Genomic DNA, 21,567 nt, shown 5'->3' on the forward strand with positions numbered 1-21,567 from the left:
TTCTCAAATTTAAATAAATTTTTATAATTTATAAATTAAAAAACCATATAAAAATAACCAGATAAATTAAGCGAAACTTTTAAATCTAAAAATATCGCTTAAAATCATCTGGTTTGATTGTAAAAATATTAGAAAATAAAACAGAAAAAATCTCTCATAAGTATATTTACCAATTACTCTAAAGGCCATTTCCATTTCATTCCCTCCTACCATATATAATAGCATTAAAAGGGTTTGAATTCAAGCACTTTAAAGGTCATTAATTAATTCTCCTATGGACTTTGTACTTATATTTTCTTTTGGAATATTTAACCTTGCTAAAATCTTGTCTAGGTCCTCTTGACTAGGTCCTTCTATTTCAAGATATGGATAAGGGTAAACTGCCTTATCCCATAGGTCAATATCAAAAACAAATTTATCTAGCAAATACTTATAACGAGTCTTTTTTTGTAAGGAATAACTCATACCGATCTCATCCATTATCTGTAAAAATACTTCAGGATCATCAATCCTTGTTGTAAGTTCCGAATTTGTCCTTGCTCCAACAGACCCTAAGCGTTTCTTAAAAGTAAACTCAGAGTACTTGTCAGTGACCCTTAATCTTAAATATGAATCTTCATTTACATTTGGTGTTTCAAAACGATAATTGCTTTGCTCTTCCACTCCTTGAAACTTTGCACCCAAATCTTCAATCATATTTTTCAACTCATCAAGGCTATATCCCAAAACTTTGATCTCAATTTCTTTTTCTATCATAAGGCCTTATATAATTCTTCATCAATAAATACATGTAGATCATGGTGAAGTTTAAGAAGTGATATTGGGCACATAGTCGTGACTTGATCTGATTTAATAAGAGCCCTAATGGCATCAGCCTTCCTCTTGCCATTTGCCATCATAACAATGGTCTTTGCTTCCATGATTTTTCCAACACCCATGCTAATAGCATATCTTGGAACTTCATCTACACTATCAAAAAATCTAGAGTTAACTTCTATAGTAGAATCAGTTAGCTTTACAATATTGGTGCCAAAAGGAAGACTTTCATCAGGTTCATTAAATGCTATGTGACCATTTTCACCAACACCTAATAGTTGAATATCAATGCCGCCCACAGATTCAATAAGCTTGTCATATTCTTTGCATGCTTCAATATCATTTTGGTCTTTAGCGCTTGGAACATGAGTCCTATTAATGTCTATATCAATATGGTCAAAGAAATTGTCTCTCATAAATTGCTTATATGATTGTTCATGACCTTCTGGCAAACCAATGTACTCGTCCAAGTTTACTGTTGTTATGTCTTTAAAAGAAATTTCTCCTTTTTTATTTTTATCAGCTAACTCATTGTATAAACCAATAGGTGTGCTTCCTGTTGCAAGCCCAAGGACTTTTACATCTTTAATTTTGCTTGCATAAAATTCTGCAGCCTTTTTGCTCATTTCATCGTAATCTTTACAAACTATAACTTTCATATACTACCTCCTAATCAACTTTGGAGCAAAATTCAAATAATCGGCGGATGTTAAATGATACTCCACTCCATCCACCAAGCCTTCTACAGCTTTTTTATGACCATCTGCATGCAAGTGGCCATAAATGCAAATGCTTACATTGTGATTTTTTAACACTTGATGGAAAACATTTGGATTTCCATTGTTATCAAATGGCGGATAATGAACCATGGCAACTATAGGTCTATCTTTTTTAGCTGATTTAATAGACATTTCTAATCTAATTACTTCACGATTAATTATTCTTTCGTCGCCCTCTTCAAATTCTCTGGAAGTTTCGTCGCACCAAAGTCTGCTGCCAACAATTTCATAGTCGCCAACAGAAAATGAATTATTTTGTAAAAAATTAATTGTTTTTAAATTTAAATCCTTCATCTTCTTCAGGCTTGACCACCAATAATCATGGTTGCCCCTGGATATTATTTTTTGTCCTGGCAATTGGTCTAAAAATTTCAGATCTTCAAGAGCATCTTCTAATTTTAAGGCCCAGGAAATGTCACCTGCCAAAAGCACATAATCTTCGTCAGTGACAATCTCCTTCCAGTTTTTTTCTATATTATCCTTGTGGTTCAACCATATATCTGAAAATACATCCATGGGCTTGTCCTGTCCACCATCAAGATGAGTATCTGCAATCGCATATATCAAATGAATCACCTCAAATTTGCAATTTTATTATATTATTTTTTTTATTCAAAATCAATATTTATAAAAGCACCTTCTTATATTTTTTTGATCCAGCTTCCAATATATCCAAAATTCTCTTATTGGATGTGAAGACAATAATTTGAAAACCTTCTTGACAAAGACTTGTCAAATACTCAACCGTATTGGCCAACCTAAAGTCATCCAAGTATTGAAAGGCATCATCAAGTAATATAAAACCGCCTTCCATTATTTGAAGCCTGAGGGCCATCTTGGTTGAAAAATTTACAATCTCTTTGGTAGCCGTGCTCATTTGGTCTTTATTTAGCTTAAATCCCCTGTCTAAAAAGCTATTAAAATCTTTATCTAAAAACAAATCATCACTTGCCGTTATAAATTTAAAAATTTCCTTTGACTTGTCTTGGCTCTTATTAATTGGACTAGCAGATCTTTTTCTCTGCGCCCTGTCTGTAATATCGATCAGGTCAGTTAAAAGTTTGTACTCATAGTCTAGGTCCTCTAATTTTGCAGTTAACCTTTCCAACCTATCTATGTCTTCCAGCTTCTCATCCATATATTTTTCCAAAATATCTAGCTGGCCCTTGTAAAATTCAATTTCATTTTCATTTTTGTTTTCTATTGGTCCTTGCTCTACAACTTTGTTTTTTCTTCTTTTACGTAAAATACTGGCTAAGGATAAAATAATAAAAATAGCTGGAATTAGATATAGCCAAGCATTATTTACATAGATAAAAAACGAAGCAAAAGAAATTATCATGACAAAGTATTCAAACAAATTTGATTGAGTATTCTTTGGCTTTTTATCTAATTTTAGCCTTTGAACATCAGCCAACTCTTTGTCCTCAATCTTTTCTTTTAAGCTTTTAATTTCATTTTCTATTTCCTTATAAGAGCGGATTTTTTCTTTTAAATCTGAAATCTGCCTATAAATAATTGCCCTTTGTTTAGTGGGCGCATTTAAAGAGCCGATTTCAGATCTTTCACTTTCAGCCAAGGAAATTATTTTGCTTGCAAAATCGGAGTCGATATCAGCATTTAATATCATTCGAATGAGTTCATTATCTAAATCATTGTTGGAATCTATATCAAAAAACTCCCTGTAAACAGAGCTATCCACACCCAAGATATCAAGGCCAGGAGCAAGAATCTTGTTTACATAAGTATATCCACTAGAAACATCTCTATGGTCAGAATAAACCCTTGCAAGCTCTTGCGATAAATCGCGTTCTATTGAAATGTCACCATCCTCGCATGTCAAATTTAATTTTACCCTATAGGCCCCAGACTTATATATGTTATAGTCATCATAATAATTTTTTCTCTTTGATTCTGTATTTGCAAAACCATACAAGGCAGCTTCAATTGATTTTCTAATTGTAGTTTTACCAGCTTCATTTTTGGCGTACACGACATTTAAGCCTGGAGCAAATTCTATGTGCTTCCTATCAAACTTTCCAAAGCCATCCAGTAATATTTCTTTTATAATCATAAGCCTGCCACCTTATTCATAAGCGAGATGAGTTTTCTCTTTAAATCTTCTTGATAAGGACCTTCAAATTCACTTTCAATTATATCATTTACATCATCTAAAAACTCTGAATTAATACCTGTAACTTGCATATTTGGCGTCCGTTTATCATTTATAACTATATATGGAAAATAATTCTTTAAAGCATATCTTAGTTCTTCTACATCCATAGACATATCAGGCCCTGTAAGTGTAAGCCTTAAAGCTTGAATTTTTTCGCTCGCTAATGGCTTTACTCCATCTACAATCTCGTCAACAGATTTGTTACTACTATCAATATTCTCATCCACATATTCCAGAGATGCAAAATCAACAAATGATACGCTTACCCCATTATCAATTTCAATTTCATATCCACCGTGCGGGCCAGTTTCCTTTATAGACAGCGGCTCTAAACTTCCAGGATAAAAAAACTTATCATCAACTACCATTGGCTTATGAATATGGCCAAGAGCTACATATTCATAAGCCTCTCCAACCAGGCTCTTATCAAAAGGCATATAAGCCTTATCAATATTTAAGCCGGAATGAGCCATTAAAATATTGTATTTATTTTTTCTTTCTACATTTGTAAAATCAGGCGCGACTTCAACTTCTCTCTCCCAGCTATGCATAAAAATAGAAAGATTTAAATCATGAAAATCATATCTCTTGATCTTGTTCATAGTGTGAAGAATTATATTGTCAGGTATATCTATATCATCGAATACAAAGTTATCTCCTACATAGTCATGGTTGCCAAAAATAATCAGGACTTCACCATTAAACTCTCCTAATATTTTAATCAACCTCCGAGCGTGAGTTTTTGAAAAATATTTTCTCTCGTAGAGGTCTCCACTTATAAGTATTAGGTCGATGTCCTTACTGTTTGCATACTCTACAAGGTTTTTCAAAGTCGTCCACTGGATCTCCCTCATCTGATATGGCTCTATAACCGAAGATTTTAGAGAATCGCATAAATGAAGATCAGATATATGAATTAACTTAATCATCTATGAAGTACACTTCCTTTAAAATTTTTTGCCAAAGACATTATCTCTCCAACCTTTGTGCCTGGTTCAACTTGTGAAGCTGCTACAACAAATTTTGGAATGTCTTTTGGATCCATTTTGTTCTCAAGAGCAAAAGTATAGGCAAAGTAAATCATATCTTGATTATAAGACGGTAAATCATATTGAAGGCAAGTCTCTCCATTATAAAAAAGCAAACCAAAATGAGTAGTGAGTAAAAGCTTGGTTTTTTTGCCCTCACATAAACTATAAGAAAAATTTATCAATTCATATTCACTGACAATTTTAAAGGGTGCAAAATCAATTACTGCCTCTTCATCTATAATTGCCACCGTAGGATTTTCTGACAAAGAGCTGATGGCATAGTCGCCAAAAACAATAGAGTCTTTGTGATATTCATTTGCCTTACGCAAAAACTCCAAGGCAAATTCCCTCTCCAAATCATATACAGGCAAAAGCATTAGGTCTTCTTTAAATAGTGATGACACAAAATTTTTCCTTATTTCCATATTGTCATCAAAAGTAAGTTTATGGTCTCCTTCACTCCTGATAATGGGATTATCTCCATTATTTATCCTTACTTTAATCTTTGCTCCGTCTTTAATTTTAATATGCTTAATGCTTGACCCTTTGCTCAATAGAATCGATTTAATTTCCTCTCCTATGTAGGAGCCTGCTGCTAAATAAATATTGTTATCTTGATTGTACTTGTTCAAAATTTTATAAAGATCACCTGATCTTAACAAAACTTCTCTAGATGATTTTTGATCTTCAAAGTCGATTATGAGCTTGGGTGATAGTTCAATTAACAGTGCCATACGCCCTCCTTGTTTTAATTATAACACAAATTATAAGATAATTCTCACATTTGTTTTAAAGTGGTATTTGTAATCGATTATTCTTTTATTTTTTCCATATATCGTGTATAATGATTGTGGTGATTTATATGAAAAGGAAAATGGTTTTTTCATTATTAATATTTCTTTTGTTGTATTCTTTTACATCACTTGCAGCAGACAAATATGACACTGTTATTCTACATGGCGATGTCTATGATCCTGCAAGTAATAAAAGTCTAGAAAAATATAATATTGGTATTAAGGATGATAAAATTTCAATAATAACTCTTGATGATATTATTGGCAACACTATCATAGATGCTAGTGGTAAACTTGTAATACCTGCCTTTATAGATAGTTTTCAAAGGCACTTTGGCGATAAATTTGATGAATCCAGACTCTTTGACGGTGTTGTAAGCTCAATCTATATTGCAGATGATAATTACGATTCATTTCTTTTAAATAATGGTGCAAATATCTCTTACATAAACAGAATTCTTTTGAGAGATATTTCAAATATTTACGCAAACAAGGACCAGGATCAGGCCTATACTGACTTTAAATCCAAAGTTGCTTCTGCAATCTCAGACGGCTTTGCTGGTTTTTATATAAAGCCTCTAACAGCAGACCCTTTGGACTTGAATTTTATAGATTCTACATTTCCATTGTACCTAGACTTAGAGAATATTAATGAAAGCGAAATTATTCCATTTGTATCTACACTTATAGAAACAAATAAAGACCGCAAAATTCACTTACTTGCAGCAAATAATTTTTATAGTATTATGGATGACCTTCTTAACTTTGCTAGTGACCATAATAATTTCACTCTTGGTGGTTATCCTTTTTCTTATGTAAATATTGTCCCTGCTAATCAAAATTCTAATTACTTGAAAAACTTAAATGGAAATCTTGCTGTAAACAAAGACAACAAGGAATCTTTTCCTTTTAATGAAAATTATTATAAGTCAAATAACAGAATTTCTATAGCTGGAGCTATAAATCAAGAAACGATTAATAAAATTGTATCTAGTCCATCATTTACGAGTGAAAGCTTTGACCGTGCACCTGGTAAAATCATGAATACTCAAGATATTAACACTTTTATGGCTAGACTTTTAATGGGGTCAAATACAGAAAGCTTGAAGGAAGCTATTAGTGGACAGACCAAATCAGTTAAAGATATGTTTCCTGCCATTGATTCTCCCCTCCTAAACAAGGGAATGATTCAAGTTGGTGCGGATGCAGATATTGTCATTATCGATCCAAAAGTCATTAGCCAACACTCTTCTATTGCTGATGTGCCAAATATATCTAGTGGCATTCAAACTCTGATTAGAGAGGGAGTAGTTTTAATTAACGAGAGTAAAATTATTCCAAACACACCAAAAGCCAGATGGATTAAAAGGACAGTTGCTTCATTCGATAAAATTGAAGATTACAAAATAGATATGAGGGGCAAGAAAACAAAAGATATAGATGCTATTAGCTACAACAATCGTGTTCTTCTACCCATCGGTGAAATCTGTGAATTTCTAGGCGTTTCTTATGAAGAAAATTTGGGGATTGCAACGATTGGAGATGCTATTAAACTAAGCATAGGTAATCAATTTTTCTCCACTGGTGCTAACAAATCAGAACTTATTGATCCACCTATTCTTATAAACAATGAAATTTATTTATCAGAAAAAGCTCTTGCAAATCTTTTTGGTGGATTCTATTCAGTTAAAGCTGACAATAATCTTCTAAAATTAAAAAAGAATTCAAAGGCCAGTCTATTGGAAGCTCCTCTTCAAGACGGAGATATAAACATAATATTGGATGCAAAAAACATCATCTATGTTTATTTGTTCTCAGCGCTACTTCTTATTAGTATGATTTTATACTTGAATTTAGAAAAAAGAATAAAAAAATTGAAAGAAAGAAAGGGTAATTTATGAGGGATTTTAGTTTATTAGAAATACTTGGACCAATTATGATTGGCCCTTCAAGCTCACACACTGCTGGAGCTGCAAGACTAGGAAGAATTGCTACAACTATTGCAGGAGAAGGATTTACATCCGTTTCTTTCCTCTTGCATGGTTCGTTTGCAAAAACATACAATGGCCACGGTACCGATAAGGCTCTTTTAGGCGGTGTTATGGGATTTTCACCAAGTGATGTAAGGATTAGAGACGCATTTAAAATTGCTGATGGAAATAACTTGCATTATGAGTACTTAGAAACAGATTTGGGCTTTGTTCACCCAAACACAGTCCGTATTATTTTTCACTACGAAGATAGGCCAGACTATTATGTACAAGGTTCATCCATTGGTGGGGGAAATATTTTAATCACAAATATAAATGGAACTGAAATTGAATTCAGAGGTGAACGCCCAACCGTTATCTTAAAATACAAGGATAAAAAAGGCATCATCTCTAGGATAACTTCCCTTTTTGCCATCGCAGGATTTAATATTGCAAATATGACTGTAATAAGAAGTGGCCGCATGTCCACTCTTTTATGTGAGTTTGATGGTGAGGTTGATAATTCTATTTTAGATGATATAAATAGGATTGACGATTTTGAGTTTGCTACTTTTATAAAAGTTGGAAAGGATGACTAATATGTATAATAAAGCAAGTGAAATATATGATATATACAGGACAACCGGCAAAGAGATTTGGGAAATTGCTCTTATTAAAGACGAAGAAAATATTGGCATTGAACCTGAAGAAATGCTTGAAAGAATGAAAACCACACTAAATGTAATGAGGGAGTCCGCTTATGAAGGTTTAGATAAATCTATTCAAACTCTTTCAGGTATAACAGGTGGAAACGCCATCAAGGTTAACCACTTTAGAGATGACTCTGTAAGTGGGAGCTTAATAACCAGAGCGATGGCAATGGCCCTTTCAGTATCAGAAGTAAACGCTTCAATGGGTAGAATTGTTGCAGCTCCAACAGCTGGTGCCAGCGGCATTATCCCAGGTGTGCTCTTTACCATGCAAGAAAAATATAATTACACAGATGAAGAACTCGTAAAGGCTCTAATCACATCTGGTGTAATTGGCGAAATTATTGCACAAAACGCAAGCATTTCCGGTGCTGAAGGTGGATGTCAAGCAGAATGTGGATCAGCTTCAGCAATGGGTGCTGCTGCTATTTGCTATCTCAGAGGATACAAGCCTGACATAATGTTTGCTGCTGCAGCCTTTGCTATTAAAAACATCTTAGGACTTGTATGTGACCCTGTGTGCGGCCTTGTAGAGTATCCTTGCAATCTCAGAAATGCAAGCGGTGTTGTAAATGCAATTATATCTGCAGACCTCGCCATGGCTGGTGTCAACTGCTTAGTTCCATTGGACGAAACCATTGACTCCATGCGTCAAGTTGGAGCAAGTATGCCTGAAGCCCTTAGAGAAACTGCTATGGGCGGAATTGCTGCAACTCCAACTGCCGAAAGATTAGAACACGAAAGAATGAGCGTAAATAAAAAATAACTATTTAATTTTTTTAATGCGGGCCTCGGTCCGCATTTTTTTATTACTCAATTTAAATAATAATTATTTTCTGCTGAAATCTTTAAAAGTTTTTCAATAAATTTTTTAAAAAATTATTCAAATCAAACTTTGATTCATATATAAAAATTTGACAAATAAAAACAGATGGCCGTACATATACATTACAAACCATCTGTTTTATTTTTTGGTCGGAGTGACAGGATTTGAACCTGCGACCACTCGCCCCCCAGACGAGTGCGCTACCGGACTGCGCTACACCCCGCCGACTTCTTATGTATTATAACATATAAAAATAAACTTTACAATATAAGTCTTTAATTGTAAAATATCGCTTACTGTGATAAAATTTTCTAGAGGTAGATTATGAGAATTGGAATTATTGCTGAATTTAACCCCTTTCACAAGGGACATTTACATTTAATAAATACAGTTAAAGAAAAAAATGCCGACATCATATCTATAATGAGCGGTGATTATGTCGTGCGTGGAGAGTTTGCAATTACAGATAAGTTTTCGCGTGCTTTTAATGCTTACAATAATGGTGTCGATGCTGTTTTTGAATTGGCATCTGTATTCTCCTTGCAAAACGGTCAGACATTCAGCCGCAACTCCATTCGCCATCTAATGGCTATTGGCATAGATGGGCTTGCCTTTGGAGCCGAAAATCCTGATCTAGATTTTTTATATTATCTAGCTGATATTGTATCTTCAATTGATAACAACCTTGCCAATAAAAAAATAATCCTCAAGGACATCTCTTATAGCAATTATATAAAAGATTCAGTCCTCAAGGAAACTGGCAAAATAATTGGCAGCAATGATATGCTAGCCACTGAATATATAAAAGAATTAAAAAGATTAAATGCACCAATAAAAATAATTCCAATACAGAGAATTGTAAGCTCATACAACCACAATGAGGATAGCGACTACTCTGCCTCTTCTATTAGGCAAGAGATGAAAAAATCAGGAAATTATATTTCAAATGAATCTCTACTTTCATCATGTAAGTCTATTGGCATATCCAAGTCTATAGATTCCGAAGGCCTAGATGAATCAAATAAAAATCGAATTTATGATTCAATATTTTACGCTGAAAGCTTTGAGGATATAATCGAAAACTCAGCCCACAAGACTCTGAGTAGGTCTAGGATTAGAAGAGCTATACTAAAGGCAATACTTGGAATTACAAGTGAAATGCAAGAAAAATTCGCTGACACCACCTTGATTAAACCTTTAGCCATTTCAAAATCATCAGATATTTTAAATTCGATAGATAAATCTGTTCTCTACACCCAATATAAAGACATTGATAGATTGAATTCATTAAGTCGAGACTTGTATATTTTAAATGAGAGTCACAGTGAGTTTTATCATTCACTATCAGACCACAAGCAGTTACTTGATAGAAGTCAGTCTCCCTTTATCTAGGCCTGCCTTTGCCAATATAGAATTAAAATCTTCTGGCGGGTCAATGTAAATATCCATCCACTTACCAGTAATTGGATGGTTAAAAGCTAAATGATAAGCATGAAGCATTTGTCTTCGTGCTATTATTTTTTCTTTTTTTAAGCCGTATAATTTGTCTCCAATTATTGGCAGATTATGATGGCTGAGATGTACGCGAATTTGGTGGGTCCGCCCTGTTTCTATTTTCACTTTTAAAAGAGCAAAGTCTTCGTTTTTATCAATTGTTTGAACATGTGATACAGCAGTCCTGCCCCCATCTACAACTGCCATCTTGGTTGGGTTATTGCCCCTGGCAATTGGATCTTCAATAGTTAGCTCATCAAACTTTGGACAGCCATTTACTATTGCCAAATATTCTTTTGTAATTGACCTGGCCCTAAATGCGTCTTGGAGTTTTTGATGGACAAGATTATTCTTTGCAATAATAAGCGCTCCAGATGTATCTGCATCAAGCCTGTGAACAATTCCCGGCCGGTCATCCCCATTTAAATCGCTTAAGTCACACCCATAATATAAAAGCCAATTGACAACGCTATCACCCTTATATGACTTCGCTCCATGGCTTGCAATAAAAGCTGGTTTATCAATTACAAGTATATCCTCATCCTCATAAAGAACTTTGATATTTAATTTTTTTGGTTTGTTGTAATCTATATCGGGCTTAATGGTAATAACATCACCCTTGGCAAGTTTATAACTGGCTTTTGTTTTTTTGTCATTAATTAAAACTCGCTCTTCCTTTATTGCGTTTGCAAATTCTGACCTGGTTTCAAAGCCAAAAGATTTAAAAAAAATGTCAAGCCTATCATCGCTTGACATAAAAATAGTCATTTTCATTTCTTGTCCCCTAAAATAACAATTATAATAAATAATACAGCTGAAATAGAAATATAAGTATCTGCCAGGTTAAATACCGGAAAATCATAAACATTAAAGAGTCTAACCGAAATAAAATCTATTACATATGCGTTCATGAGCCTGTCTATAAAGTTTCCAACTGCCCCACTAAAAAATAGAGTGAGGGCGATTTTTTCTAAAGTGTTGAACTCAAGCCTATGATTTATTACATAGGCCGAAAAAACTACTAAAACTCCTGCTGTAAGCACTATAAAAAAAGTCTGCTTACCAGCAAGCATGCCAAAGGCAGCTCCAGAATTTTCTACATAGGTTAACTTAAACCAATTAAAAATGTTTATTGAATTATCTACCAAATTATTTGCAGCCAAATACTTTGTGTATTGGTCAGCTGCTATTAAAATTAAAGTTATAAAAACATAAATCAAATCAATCTCTCCACTTTTAATCTTAAATTACCCTTTTGTGTTTGACCCACGACTTCTTTGACCTTTACTCGGCCAAAAGACCTAAGCGATATTAATGAGTCTTCTTTAAGCTCAGTTGCTGGTTTATCTACAACCCTATAATTTAACTTTAACAGACCATTTTCAATCTTGCCTTGGGCCTGGCTCCTTGATATATTGTAAACCTTACTAACAATAGCGTCTAGTCTCAAAGAAGGTACAATAACACTTGTCTCCTTATAAGAATCTTTTATAATTGATGGAGCTTTATCAACTGTATATGGAATTATACCATGGCGACGAATATCTCTAAACTCTGTTAACAAAAATGACTCTACCGACTTGCTTACAACTATATATACTTTTTCTCCAACAAAAATGTCGCCCAAAGTCCTCCTGTCAATTCCAAGCGAAAGAAGTTTTCCTAAAACATCACTATGCTTAATATCATCATAAGGATTGTCGAAACAAATAATGCTTATAAAATCCTTTGCGTCTAAATCCATATACCATGGACAAAAGACTAGATATTTATTTTCTGCATTATCCATTCCACCAAAAAATATTGCTTTAAGGTCATCATATTTTTGAGCAATTGATATAGACATTTCTTGCCAAAATGGGTCAAGAAAATCTACAGGCTCAGCCCTAAAATTATTTAAAGCAATTAAAGCTTTCTCCTCTATTCTGGAGTATTTTATTTTTTCATCGTCATTGTATAAAAACGATAATTCATCTACCAAGTATAAAGACCGCTTTCTACCAATTCTTCTTTGATGCCTTCAATGCCTACTCCCTTTGGAGCTAGGATAAAGATATCTCTTGTAACCTTTTGAATCTTACCTTCAATAGCATAAATTCCACCATTAATAAAGTCAAACACTTGCCTTTTAATTTCTGGTTCAAGGTTTTCAAAATTAACAACCACTGCATCATTATTGATTAGTTTATCTATAATCTTTGGTGCATCTTCGTACTTTAGAGGGTCTTGAACTTGAATTTTAAAAGTTGACGACCTTGATGTCAAAGGTGCTGGACGACTGCTTTCGCTAACGGTAACCTTTGGTGAGTACTTAGCTTTTGCTGGCTCAGGGGTATATTCAACCTCATCTTCAAATTCTTCTTCATACAAGTCTTGCTCTTCGTCTGGAGCAACTAAAAAATTTTTCATCTTATCTAAGAATGACATAACTTCCTCCTCTATTATCTATGTCCAAAAATTGCACTTCCGACACGAACCATATTTGCACCTTGTTCAATAGCAAGTTCAAAATCTGAGCTCATACCCATAGAAAGTATTTTAGGACATACATTACTTATATTATAGCATTTTAATCCTTCAAATGCTAGTCTCATATTAGTAAATACTTCAATTAATTCATCTTTATTAGAGTCTAATGGTGCTACACACATTAATCCTAAAACTCTTACATTTTTACAATTAGAAACTTCTTTGCAAAAATCTTCCAAATCATCAAAATGTACGCCAGCCCTATTTTTATCATCGGTCAAATTAATTTGAATCAAACAGTCTTGAATCTTATCTATTTTTTCAGCTTCATTTTGTATCTTCTTTAATAAACTCATCCTGTCCAAGGATTGAATAAGATTAACCCGATTGATTATATACTTGACCTTATTTGATTGCAATTGCCCTATCATGTGTATATTTATATTTTCAGGTATATGGTCAATCTTGGTCATAAGCTCTTGGACTCGATTTTCTCCAATATTTACTACACCAGATTCTATTGCCTCATCTATCATATCCAAACCATGAGTTTTGGTCACAGCAACTAAAGTTATATCTTCAAAAGTCCTGCCAGATTTTTCTGCAGCAATTTTGATTTTTTGATTTACCATATCCAAATTTTCTTTTATCATTATCCACCTCAATAAATCGTATCAATTCTATTTAAATTCGGATTTAGAATTATTTCCTCATAGAAAACTATGGTTCGCTCTGAATTATCTTCGTTGCCAATTTCTGCTCTTGCATTACCTCTAGATATAAAAGTAAAATCCTGTTGAGACTTATAAATATCAACTGGTCTGAACCTAATTATTCCATTTTCATCTTTAACAACAACTCCCTGCTTGCCATTGTACTCAACTATGGCTTGTGTTGGAATTCTAAAAGCTGGCACAGAGTTAAAGACAACAGATAATTTCCCCCTTCTAATACTATATATATCTTCTATGTGATTATCGACCAAGAAACCAACCAATCCATCTTTATCATAGTTAGCGGGAATCACAACCCTTGCACTTAAAAAGCTATTGTGGTCATCAATGGATATATTTATGCGTCTTCCATTGAGATCCACCAATTCCTGGCTGTTTGGAAAATGAACTATAAATAAAACTCTAAAATTATCAACTATTTTGAAATCTTTTTGATTAATATCCAAATTTGGTCTGCTAAGCACATCTACGAATTCTTCATATTTGATATTCTCAAAATCATCAATCTTAAGATATTCATATCCATCCATATCATAGCTAATAATACCAGCAGGATTCCATACTTCAGCTGAGCTTAAAGAGTTTAATTTTACTCTTAACTTCTCGATTTCTTCATCTATCTTGCTGGCATTTGTCAGATTGCCATCTTTTAAAACTTTATATCCAAAGCTATTGACCAGTTTTTTCAAACTATTGTAATCTTCACTAATGATAGCTTGCCTTAAATTTTTATCTATATCAGTAATCTCACTTGTAAACATTGCCTTAGTATCTTCTAGCTCAGATAACTTTTTACTTATCTCGTAATACTCTTCGTTTTCTGCTATACCAGCCTTTATAATTCCACGTCTTAGCCTTGTTCCCTCTTCATAGTTTGCCGAACCAGTTATTTTAGATGAAGAAAATACTGTCTCATCTTTTATAGCCAAAAAATCTCCACTAATAGAATCATAGTATGTTGTTTCAACTGGCAAATAAAATGTCGAGGAATTTGCCTTAAGCATCGGCTGGACTGAATAGAATAAAATGCCTGTGTAGATTACAAGGAGCATTACTACTAAAAAGGGAGAATATTTCTTTTCTTGCTTCAAATTTCCATCATCTCCATAAACTCATGTTTCCTAGGTCTATTCATTAGCTCGTGAATAGCTATATCAATTCCCTTGCCTTCATATAAAACTTCATATATAACCTTACAAATCGGCATGTTTACACCCATCTTCTCACTTAGCAGATGAACAGCCTTGGCAGTGTTTACACCCTCAACTGTTTCACCAATCTCTTCTTGTAATTTATTTATAGGCAAACCTTTGCCAATCAATAAACCCGCCCTAAAGTTTCTAGAGTGAATTGAGTTTGCAGTTACAATTAAGTCGCCCATACCAGCTAAGCCCATAAAGGTAAGCGGATTGCAGCCTAAGCTCTTGCCTAGCTTCGACATTTCAAACAAGCCCCTGGTTATCAAAGCAGCCTTGGCATTATCGCCTTGGTCAAGTCCAGTTAGGACACCAGCTCCAATGGCAATTACGTTTTTAATTGCCCCTGCTACTTCAACGCCCAAGACATCCTTGTGGATATAAACCCTAAAATATTCGGTCATAAAAGCGTCTTGTACAAATTTGGCAACCTCTTCATCTTTTGATGCACAGGCAACTGTAGTTATCATTCTCTTGGAAACTTCTTCAGCATGACTTGGTCCAGATATAACAGCGTAAGAAAAATTCCCCAATACATCCTCTACAATTTCAGAAGCCGTTTGCAGTCTTTCAAAGTGAATTCCCTTGCTGGCATCTACAATAATTTCATCGCCCTTTAAATATGGCTTTATCTCCTCCAAAACCTCCACGATTTGTTGCAAAGGAGTAGCTAATACAATAATTTTACCTCCATCAATAGCCTCTGATATTGAATTTGTAAGCTTAATTTCCTTTGGAAAAACAAAATCTTTTAAATATTTATTACTCTTACCATTTTCCTTTATATAATCAATTTGTTTCTTGTCTCGAAAATAAATGCTGACATCGTGCTTGTTATCATTTAGAACATTGGCTAAACTAACTCCCCAGCTTCCGCCGCCTATTACGCAAACTCTCATAATTTCTTCCCCTTATGAATAGAATTTTCTTTACCATTTATAAGTCTAATAATATTGTCCTTATGACAAATTATAACCATTAATACAGAAAGGCCCGCAATCAATAGCTCAAAGCCTTTAAGTTTTAGGGCAACCAAGGCAACATAGAAAAATAAATATGCCATCAGAGCCATGCTTCCTACAGATGCATAACCTGTCCCAAAAGCAAAGGCTCCAAATACAAGAAAGCCCATCAAAATAGAAGGCGGACTCATAGCAGAAAATCCTCCTGCTGTTGTAGCTACGCCTTTGCCTCCCTTGAATTTTAAAAATACAGGAAAAATATGACCTAAGGCAGCAAAAAATACTGCCAAAATCGGGATACCTATATTAAAATGACTAGATAAAAACGCTGCCAAGAAACCCTTGCCATAATCCAAGATAAAGGCCATGATCCCAATGGTTCTACCATAATTTCTCATAACATTAGTAGCACCTGCATTTTTACTTCCCTTATCCCTTACATCTTCATTTTTAAAGATCTTTACAAGGACGTAGGAAAAACTAATTGAGCCAAGTAAATAGCAAAATAAATAAAATAAATATTGCATTATTCGCCCCTATTCTTATATACAAACACCAAAGGCACTCCTTCAAAATCAAAAGAGTTCCTTATTGTGTTTTCTAAATACCTAGTGTAGGAAAAGTGTGTTAATTTTGTATCATTTACATAAATACAAAATACGGGAGGCGCAACTGATACTTGAGCAGCATAAAAAACTTTCAATCTTCTGCCCTTATCTTGAGGTGGGTTATTAAAAAGCACAGCTTCGCTGATAATTTCATTTAAAACACCAGTTGGAACCCTCTTGTTGTAGTTTTCATAAACTTTGATTATAGTATCAATCAAAACATCCACCCTTTGTCCTGTAAGAGCCGAGATGAAAACAATCGGTGCAAATTGAACATAAGATAAATCATTTTTAATATCTGTAACATACTGCCTTTGAGTTAGAGAATCCTTTTCGATTGAGTCCCATTTATTAACAGCGATCACTACTGCCTTATTATTTTCATAGGCATAGCCCATAATCTTTGTGTCTTGTTCTGTAATGCCTTCATTAGCATCAATTACAAGCACACAAACATCACACTCATCAACAGCTGATAGTGTTCTTATAACAGAAAATCTTTCAATTTTTTCAGTAATTTTCCCACGTTTTCTAAGGCCTGCAGTATCGACTAACCTAAATTCCCTATCCCTTAAATTAACATAAGTATCAATAGAATCCCTAGTAGTACCAGGAATATTTGTAACAATTGCTCTCTTTTCTCCGAGTATATAATTTAGCAGAGAACTTTTACCAACATTAGGCTTACCGATGAAGGCTACTTTAATTTCATCGTCCCTATCTGGAGTAACAATTTCTTCTGGGAAAAAGCTGACAACTTCGTCTAATAAGTCGCCGATTCCTATCCCATGCTCTGCACTTATAGGGACCATTTTTTCTATACCAAACTCATAAAAATCATATAAATTTTCTTCTGCGTCCTTGGCATCAATCTTGTTAACAGCTAAAACAATATTAGAATTAAACTTTCTAAGCATGTTAAGAATTGATCTATCAGTAGGCGTAATGCCTGACTTGCCATCTACAATAAAAATAACACATGAGCTCGACTTAATAGCAACCTCAGCCTGCTCATAAATATCATTCATAAAATTATCTTCGCTCTTTGCATCAAGACCACCAGTATCAACTAACAAGAAAGGCTTGTTCAGCCACTCGGCCTTACGATAAAGCCTATCTCTGGTAACACCCGGCGTATCTTCTGTAATAGAAGATCTTGATTTTGTTATTCTATTAAAAAGTGTGGACTTGCCAACATTCGGCCTCCCCACTATTGTAACTATCTCTCTTCTCATAGGCCCTCCTAACAGTATTATAACATATTATTTTAAATATTTCATTCTATTTGCACTCTCATTTCTCTTTATTATTAAATTTGTATTTATTCCACAAAAAAAGATCCCGATTTAATATCGAGATCTTTTGATTAAACTTAGTCAGTGTGCGTAAACTTATAAAGTTTTGACTTAAGTTATATATTAGTCTTCAACAACAATGCCTTCTCTTTCGGCCATTTGTTTGTAAACTTGGTATTTTCTCTTTGCTTCGTATTCAGCAGCTTTGAATAGTTCATCAGCTTCTTCTGGGAATGAACGTCTGAGAGCTGTGTATCTAACTTCGCTGTTGATAAAGTCTTGGAATGATTCCTTAGGTTCTTTTGAATCAAGAACAAATGGATTCTTGCCTTCTTCTTCCAGTCTTGGGTCGAAGCGATATAGGTGCCAGTAACCACAGTCAACTGCTTGTTTTTCTGTAGCAATTGTTCTACCCATACCTTGTCTTAGACCGTGTGCAATACATGGTGCGTAAGCAATGATTAGTGATGGTCCCTTATAGCTTTCAGCTTCTTTTAGAGCTTTGATTGTTTGGTTCATGTTAGCACCAAGAGCAATTTGAGCAACATATACGTAGCCGTAGCTTGACATCATTAAACCTAGGTCTTTCTTTCTAATTCTCTTACCGCTTGCTGCGAATTTTGCAACTGCTGCTAGAGGTGTTGATTTAGATGATTGACCACCTGTATTTGAGTAAACTTCTGTATCAAATACCATAACGTTAACGTCTTCACCACTTGCTAGTACGTGGTCAAGTCCACCGAATCCAATGTCGTATGCCCAGCCGTCACCACCGAAGATCCATACAGATTTCTTGATGAGGTAGTCTTTTCTATCCATAATTTCTTTGAATAGTTCTTCAGCCTTAGCATCGCCTTTGAGATCGAATTTGCCTGTTACTAATGCACCATAAGCGTCTTTAGTTGCAGGTGTGTCTTCTCTATTTTCAATCCAGTTCTTTAGGATTTCATTTAGCTCATCGTTTACGTTGAGTTCAATTAATTCTTCCATTAGGTCTTGAATCTTGTTTCTAATTTGCTTGATACCTAAGTGCATACCAAAGCCGTATTCAGCGTTGTCTTCGAATAATGAGTTGGCCCATGCTGGTCCTCTACCATTGCAGTCTGTGCAGTATGGAGTACTTGGAGCTGAACCACCCCAGATTGATGAACAACCTGTTGCGTTTGCAATTAACATATGGTCACCATAGAGTTGTGTGATTAATTTTGCGTATGGTGTTTCACCGCAACCTGCGCATGCTCCTGAGAATTCAAGGTATGGCATGTTGAATTGGCTGCCCTTCAAGCTGTATTTATCCATAATATCTCTCTTTTCAGATAAGGACATTGCGAATTCCCAGTTTTCTTTTTGTGGATGATATTGGTCTTCAAACATTTCCATAACAAGTGCTTTTTCCTTAGCAGGACAAATGTCAGCACAGTTACCGCAACCTGTACAATCCATTACTGAAACTTGGATTCTGTATTGATAAATATCTAAGCCTCTACCATTTGCTTTCTTTGTTTCAAATGTTTCAGGCATGTTCTTTTGTTCTTCTTCGCTAACTAAGAATGGTCTGATAGCAGCGTGTGGACAAACTAGTGAACATTGGTTACATTGGATACAATTTTCAATCTTCCATTCTGGAACTGTAACAGCAATAGCTCTCTTTTCATAAGCTGATGTGCCCATTTCAAAAGTACCGTCGGAATATTTACCTGTGAATGCTGATACTGGAAGTGTATCACCCTTCATTGAGTTCATAACATCTGCAATGTTTCTGATGAATTCTGGTCTTGATTCATCATCTTTTTTATCGTCATCTTTTAATGATTTCCAGCTTTCAGGAACTTCGATCTTGTGTAGAGCTCCAATACCCTTATCAACAGCTTCAAAGTTCATGTTAACAATTGCTTCACCCTTCTTACCGTAGTTGTGAACGATTTCGTCTTTTAAGTGACGAACAGCTTCATCTACTGGTAATACTTCTGATAATTTAAAGAATGCAGCTTGCATAACCATGTTGATTCTTCCGCCTAGACCAACTTCTGCAGCAATCTTTGTTGCATTGATGGTGTAGAAGTTAATGTCGTTTTCAGCGATATATCTCTTCATGTGGTTTGGAAGATGTTCTTCAAGTTCTGCATCATCCCATAGGCAGTTTAGTAAGAATGTTCCACCAGGTCTTAGACCTTCTAGTAGGTCATAGCTGTGAACATAAGCTTGCTTTGAGCATGAGATAAAGTCTGAGTGTGTAATCAAGTATGTGCTCTTGATTGGTTGCTTACCAAATCTTAAGTGTGATGTTGTTACACCGCCTGATTTCTTTGAGTCATAGGCAAAGTAACCTTGAGCATATAGACCTGAGTCATCACCGATAATCTTGATAGCTGATTTGTTAGCACCAACAGTACCGTCTGATCCAAAGCCCCAGAATTTGCATTTGATTGTTCCTTCTGGTTCTGTGTTGATGATGTCTTTTACTTCTAAGCTTGTGTGTGTAACGTCATCTACGATACCGATTGTGAATTTATCTTTTGGTTCATCCAAAGATAGGTTATCATAAACAGCTTTAATTTGTGATGGTGTTGTGTCTTTTGATGATAGACCATAACGACCACCAACAATCTTAGGTTGTAATTCATGTTCATGGAAAATTTCTAGAACGTCTAGGTGTAGAGATTCTGCACCAGCACCTTTTTCTTTTGTTCTATCAAGAACTGCAATCTTTTTAACAGTCTTAGGTAGAACGTCAAAGAAGTATTTAGCTGAGAATGGTCTATAAAGTCTAACCTTCATAACACCAACTTTTTCGCCTTTAGCATTTAGGTAATCAACAGTTTCTTCGATTGTATCTGTTACTGAACCCATAGCAACGATTACTCTTTCAGCTTCAGGGTCACCATAATAGTTAAATGGTGCATAATCTCTGCCTGTAATTCTTGAAATTTCCTTCATGTAATCATTAGTAATTTCTACAATGTTTTCATAATATGGGTTTGAAGCTTCAGCAGCTTGGAAGAAAATATCTGGGTTTTCAGCAGTTCCGCGAGTAACAGGTCTTTCTGGATTCAATGATCTGTTTCTGAATTCTTTGATTGCATCGTAGTCAACTAAACCCCTTAATTCTTCGTAGTCCATAACTTCGATTCTTTGAATTTCGTGGCTTGTTCTAAATCCGTCAAAGAAGTGAACAAATGGAACTCTACCTTTGATTGTTGCAAGGTGAGCAACGCTACCTAGGTCCATAACTTCTTGAACAGAACCACTAGCTAGCATAGCAAAACCAGTTTGTCTGCAAGCCATAACGTCTGAGTGGTCGCCAAAAATTGAAAGCGCATGTGACGCAACAGCTCTAGCAGAAACATGGAAAACAGCCGGTAATAATTCACCAGCAATCTTGTACATGTTTGGAATCATTAACAACAAACCTTGGCTTGCTGTGTATGTAGTGGTTAATGCGCCTGCTTGAAGAGAACCGTGAACAGCTCCAGCAGCACCTGCTTCTGATTGTAATTCTTTTACCAGTACTTTTTGTCCGAATAGATTTAGTCTTCCTTGTGAAGCCCATTCATCTGTAACTTCGGCCATGTTTGAAGATGGTGTGATAGGATAAATGGCTGCGACTTCTGTAAATGCGTAACTTACGTGAGCGGCAGCGGTATTACCATCCATCGTTTTAAAATGTTTAGTCATAATTACCTCCTAATTCATTATGTCTTAATATT

Annotated in this window: 20 protein-coding genes and 1 tRNA gene; 4 read left to right on the forward strand and 17 right to left on the reverse strand. The window is 34.8% G+C overall.

Annotation, left to right across the window (positions count from 1 at the left end; translation table 11 throughout):
* Positions 1-249: 249 nt before the first annotated feature.
* The 6 genes from AC6FXG_RS02265 to AC6FXG_RS02290 are packed head-to-tail and all read right to left on the reverse strand — an operon-like array spanning position 250 to position 5,536.
* Positions 250-756 carry a class IV adenylate cyclase gene (locus tag AC6FXG_RS02265; RefSeq protein ID WP_083427690.1) on the reverse strand — a complete coding sequence of 169 codons (507 nt, stop codon included), beginning with the start codon at positions 754-756 and terminating at the stop codon, positions 250-252.
* Entirely contained in the window at positions 753-1,475 is a 723-nt protein-coding gene (gene nagB / locus AC6FXG_RS02270) for a glucosamine-6-phosphate deaminase (protein WP_500571384.1), read from the reverse strand. Before nagB ends, AC6FXG_RS02265 begins: the two co-directional genes overlap by 4 nt.
* A 3-nt stretch (positions 1,476-1,478) precedes the next feature.
* Positions 1,479-2,171 carry a metallophosphoesterase gene (locus AC6FXG_RS02275; RefSeq protein ID WP_500571385.1) on the reverse strand — a complete coding sequence of 231 codons (693 nt, stop codon included), beginning with the start codon at positions 2,169-2,171 and terminating at the stop codon, positions 1,479-1,481.
* Positions 2,172-2,220: 49 nt separating this feature from the next.
* The gene (locus tag AC6FXG_RS02280; protein ID WP_500571386.1) at positions 2,221-3,669 is read right to left on the reverse strand and encodes an ATP-binding protein; all 1,449 of its coding nucleotides are present in this window, start codon (positions 3,667-3,669) and stop codon (positions 2,221-2,223) included.
* Complete coding sequence (locus AC6FXG_RS02285) at positions 3,666-4,700, reverse strand: metallophosphoesterase family protein (RefSeq protein WP_500571387.1); 1,035 nt, start codon at positions 4,698-4,700, stop codon at positions 3,666-3,668. The genes AC6FXG_RS02280 and AC6FXG_RS02285 overlap by 4 nt, the downstream gene beginning before the upstream one ends.
* A complete protein-coding gene (locus tag AC6FXG_RS02290) occupies positions 4,697-5,536 on the reverse strand; it encodes a hypothetical protein (RefSeq protein ID WP_500571388.1) in 840 nt (279 codons plus the stop codon). The genes AC6FXG_RS02285 and AC6FXG_RS02290 overlap by 4 nt, the downstream gene beginning before the upstream one ends.
* Before the next feature lie 128 nt (positions 5,537-5,664).
* On the opposite strand from AC6FXG_RS02290, the gene AC6FXG_RS02295 reads away from it, so the two are divergent.
* Genes AC6FXG_RS02295 through sdaAA form a run of 3 tightly spaced genes read left to right on the forward strand, consistent with a single transcriptional unit; the run spans position 5,665 to position 9,042 of the window.
* Positions 5,665-7,497: a stalk domain-containing protein gene (locus AC6FXG_RS02295; protein ID WP_500571389.1), complete on the forward strand. Its 1,833-nt coding sequence runs from the start codon at positions 5,665-5,667 to the stop codon at positions 7,495-7,497.
* Positions 7,494-8,165, forward strand: coding sequence for an L-serine ammonia-lyase, iron-sulfur-dependent subunit beta (gene sdaAB / locus AC6FXG_RS02300; RefSeq protein WP_500571390.1), 672 nt, complete (start codon positions 7,494-7,496; stop codon positions 8,163-8,165). The genes AC6FXG_RS02295 and sdaAB overlap by 4 nt, the downstream gene beginning before the upstream one ends.
* 1 nt (position 8,166) lies before the next feature.
* Positions 8,167-9,042, forward strand: a complete 876-nt coding sequence (gene sdaAA, locus AC6FXG_RS02305; protein WP_500571391.1) for an L-serine ammonia-lyase, iron-sulfur-dependent, subunit alpha — start codon at positions 8,167-8,169, stop codon at positions 9,040-9,042.
* Between the two features lie 206 nt (positions 9,043-9,248).
* On the opposite strand, the gene AC6FXG_RS02310 is transcribed toward sdaAA, so the two are convergent.
* Positions 9,249-9,325 (reverse strand) — tRNA-Pro (locus AC6FXG_RS02310).
* A 101-nt stretch (positions 9,326-9,426) separates the two neighbouring features.
* Here AC6FXG_RS02310 and AC6FXG_RS02315 point away from each other — a divergent pair.
* Positions 9,427-10,494, forward strand: a complete 1,068-nt coding sequence (locus AC6FXG_RS02315; RefSeq protein WP_500571392.1) for a nucleotidyltransferase family protein — start codon at positions 9,427-9,429, stop codon at positions 10,492-10,494.
* Here AC6FXG_RS02315 and AC6FXG_RS02320 read toward each other — a convergent pair.
* The 10 genes from AC6FXG_RS02320 to nifJ form a co-directional block, all read right to left on the reverse strand.
* Entirely contained in the window at positions 10,462-11,370 is a 909-nt protein-coding gene (locus AC6FXG_RS02320; RefSeq protein ID WP_500571393.1) for an RluA family pseudouridine synthase, read from the reverse strand. The two genes, AC6FXG_RS02315 and AC6FXG_RS02320, sit on opposite strands and share 33 nt — an antisense overlap.
* Positions 11,367-11,816 carry a signal peptidase II gene (gene lspA, locus AC6FXG_RS02325; RefSeq protein ID WP_500571394.1) on the reverse strand — a complete coding sequence of 150 codons (450 nt, stop codon included), beginning with the start codon at positions 11,814-11,816 and terminating at the stop codon, positions 11,367-11,369. The genes AC6FXG_RS02320 and lspA overlap by 4 nt, the downstream gene beginning before the upstream one ends.
* The gene (locus AC6FXG_RS02330; RefSeq protein WP_500571395.1) at positions 11,813-12,577 is read right to left on the reverse strand and encodes a YlmH family RNA-binding protein; all 765 of its coding nucleotides are present in this window, start codon (positions 12,575-12,577) and stop codon (positions 11,813-11,815) included. Before AC6FXG_RS02330 ends, lspA begins: the two co-directional genes overlap by 4 nt.
* Entirely contained in the window at positions 12,571-13,023 is a 453-nt protein-coding gene (locus AC6FXG_RS02335; protein WP_500571396.1) for a cell division protein SepF, read from the reverse strand. Before AC6FXG_RS02335 ends, AC6FXG_RS02330 begins: the two co-directional genes overlap by 7 nt.
* Before the next feature lie 14 nt (positions 13,024-13,037).
* On the reverse strand, positions 13,038-13,718 hold the full coding sequence (locus tag AC6FXG_RS02340; protein ID WP_500571397.1) for a YggS family pyridoxal phosphate-dependent enzyme: 681 nt from the start codon (positions 13,716-13,718) through the stop codon (positions 13,038-13,040).
* An 8-nt stretch (positions 13,719-13,726) separates the two neighbouring features.
* Complete coding sequence (locus AC6FXG_RS02345) at positions 13,727-14,890, reverse strand: biotin/lipoyl attachment domain-containing protein (RefSeq protein ID WP_500571398.1); 1,164 nt, start codon at positions 14,888-14,890, stop codon at positions 13,727-13,729.
* Positions 14,887-15,894, reverse strand: a complete 1,008-nt coding sequence (locus AC6FXG_RS02350) for an NAD(P)H-dependent glycerol-3-phosphate dehydrogenase (RefSeq protein WP_500571399.1) — start codon at positions 15,892-15,894, stop codon at positions 14,887-14,889. Before AC6FXG_RS02350 ends, AC6FXG_RS02345 begins: the two co-directional genes overlap by 4 nt.
* Positions 15,891-16,484, reverse strand: a complete 594-nt coding sequence (gene plsY, locus AC6FXG_RS02355; protein WP_500571400.1) for a glycerol-3-phosphate 1-O-acyltransferase PlsY — start codon at positions 16,482-16,484, stop codon at positions 15,891-15,893. The genes AC6FXG_RS02350 and plsY overlap by 4 nt, the downstream gene beginning before the upstream one ends.
* Positions 16,484-17,800, reverse strand: a complete 1,317-nt coding sequence (gene der, locus AC6FXG_RS02360) for a ribosome biogenesis GTPase Der (protein WP_500571401.1) — start codon at positions 17,798-17,800, stop codon at positions 16,484-16,486. Before der ends, plsY begins: the two co-directional genes overlap by 1 nt.
* Positions 17,801-17,983: 183 nt before the next feature.
* A complete protein-coding gene (gene nifJ, locus AC6FXG_RS02365; protein ID WP_500571402.1) occupies positions 17,984-21,535 on the reverse strand; it encodes a pyruvate:ferredoxin (flavodoxin) oxidoreductase in 3,552 nt (1,183 codons plus the stop codon).
* Positions 21,536-21,567 lie beyond the last annotated feature (32 nt).

The sequence above is a fragment of the Ezakiella massiliensis genome (assembly GCF_059862345.1).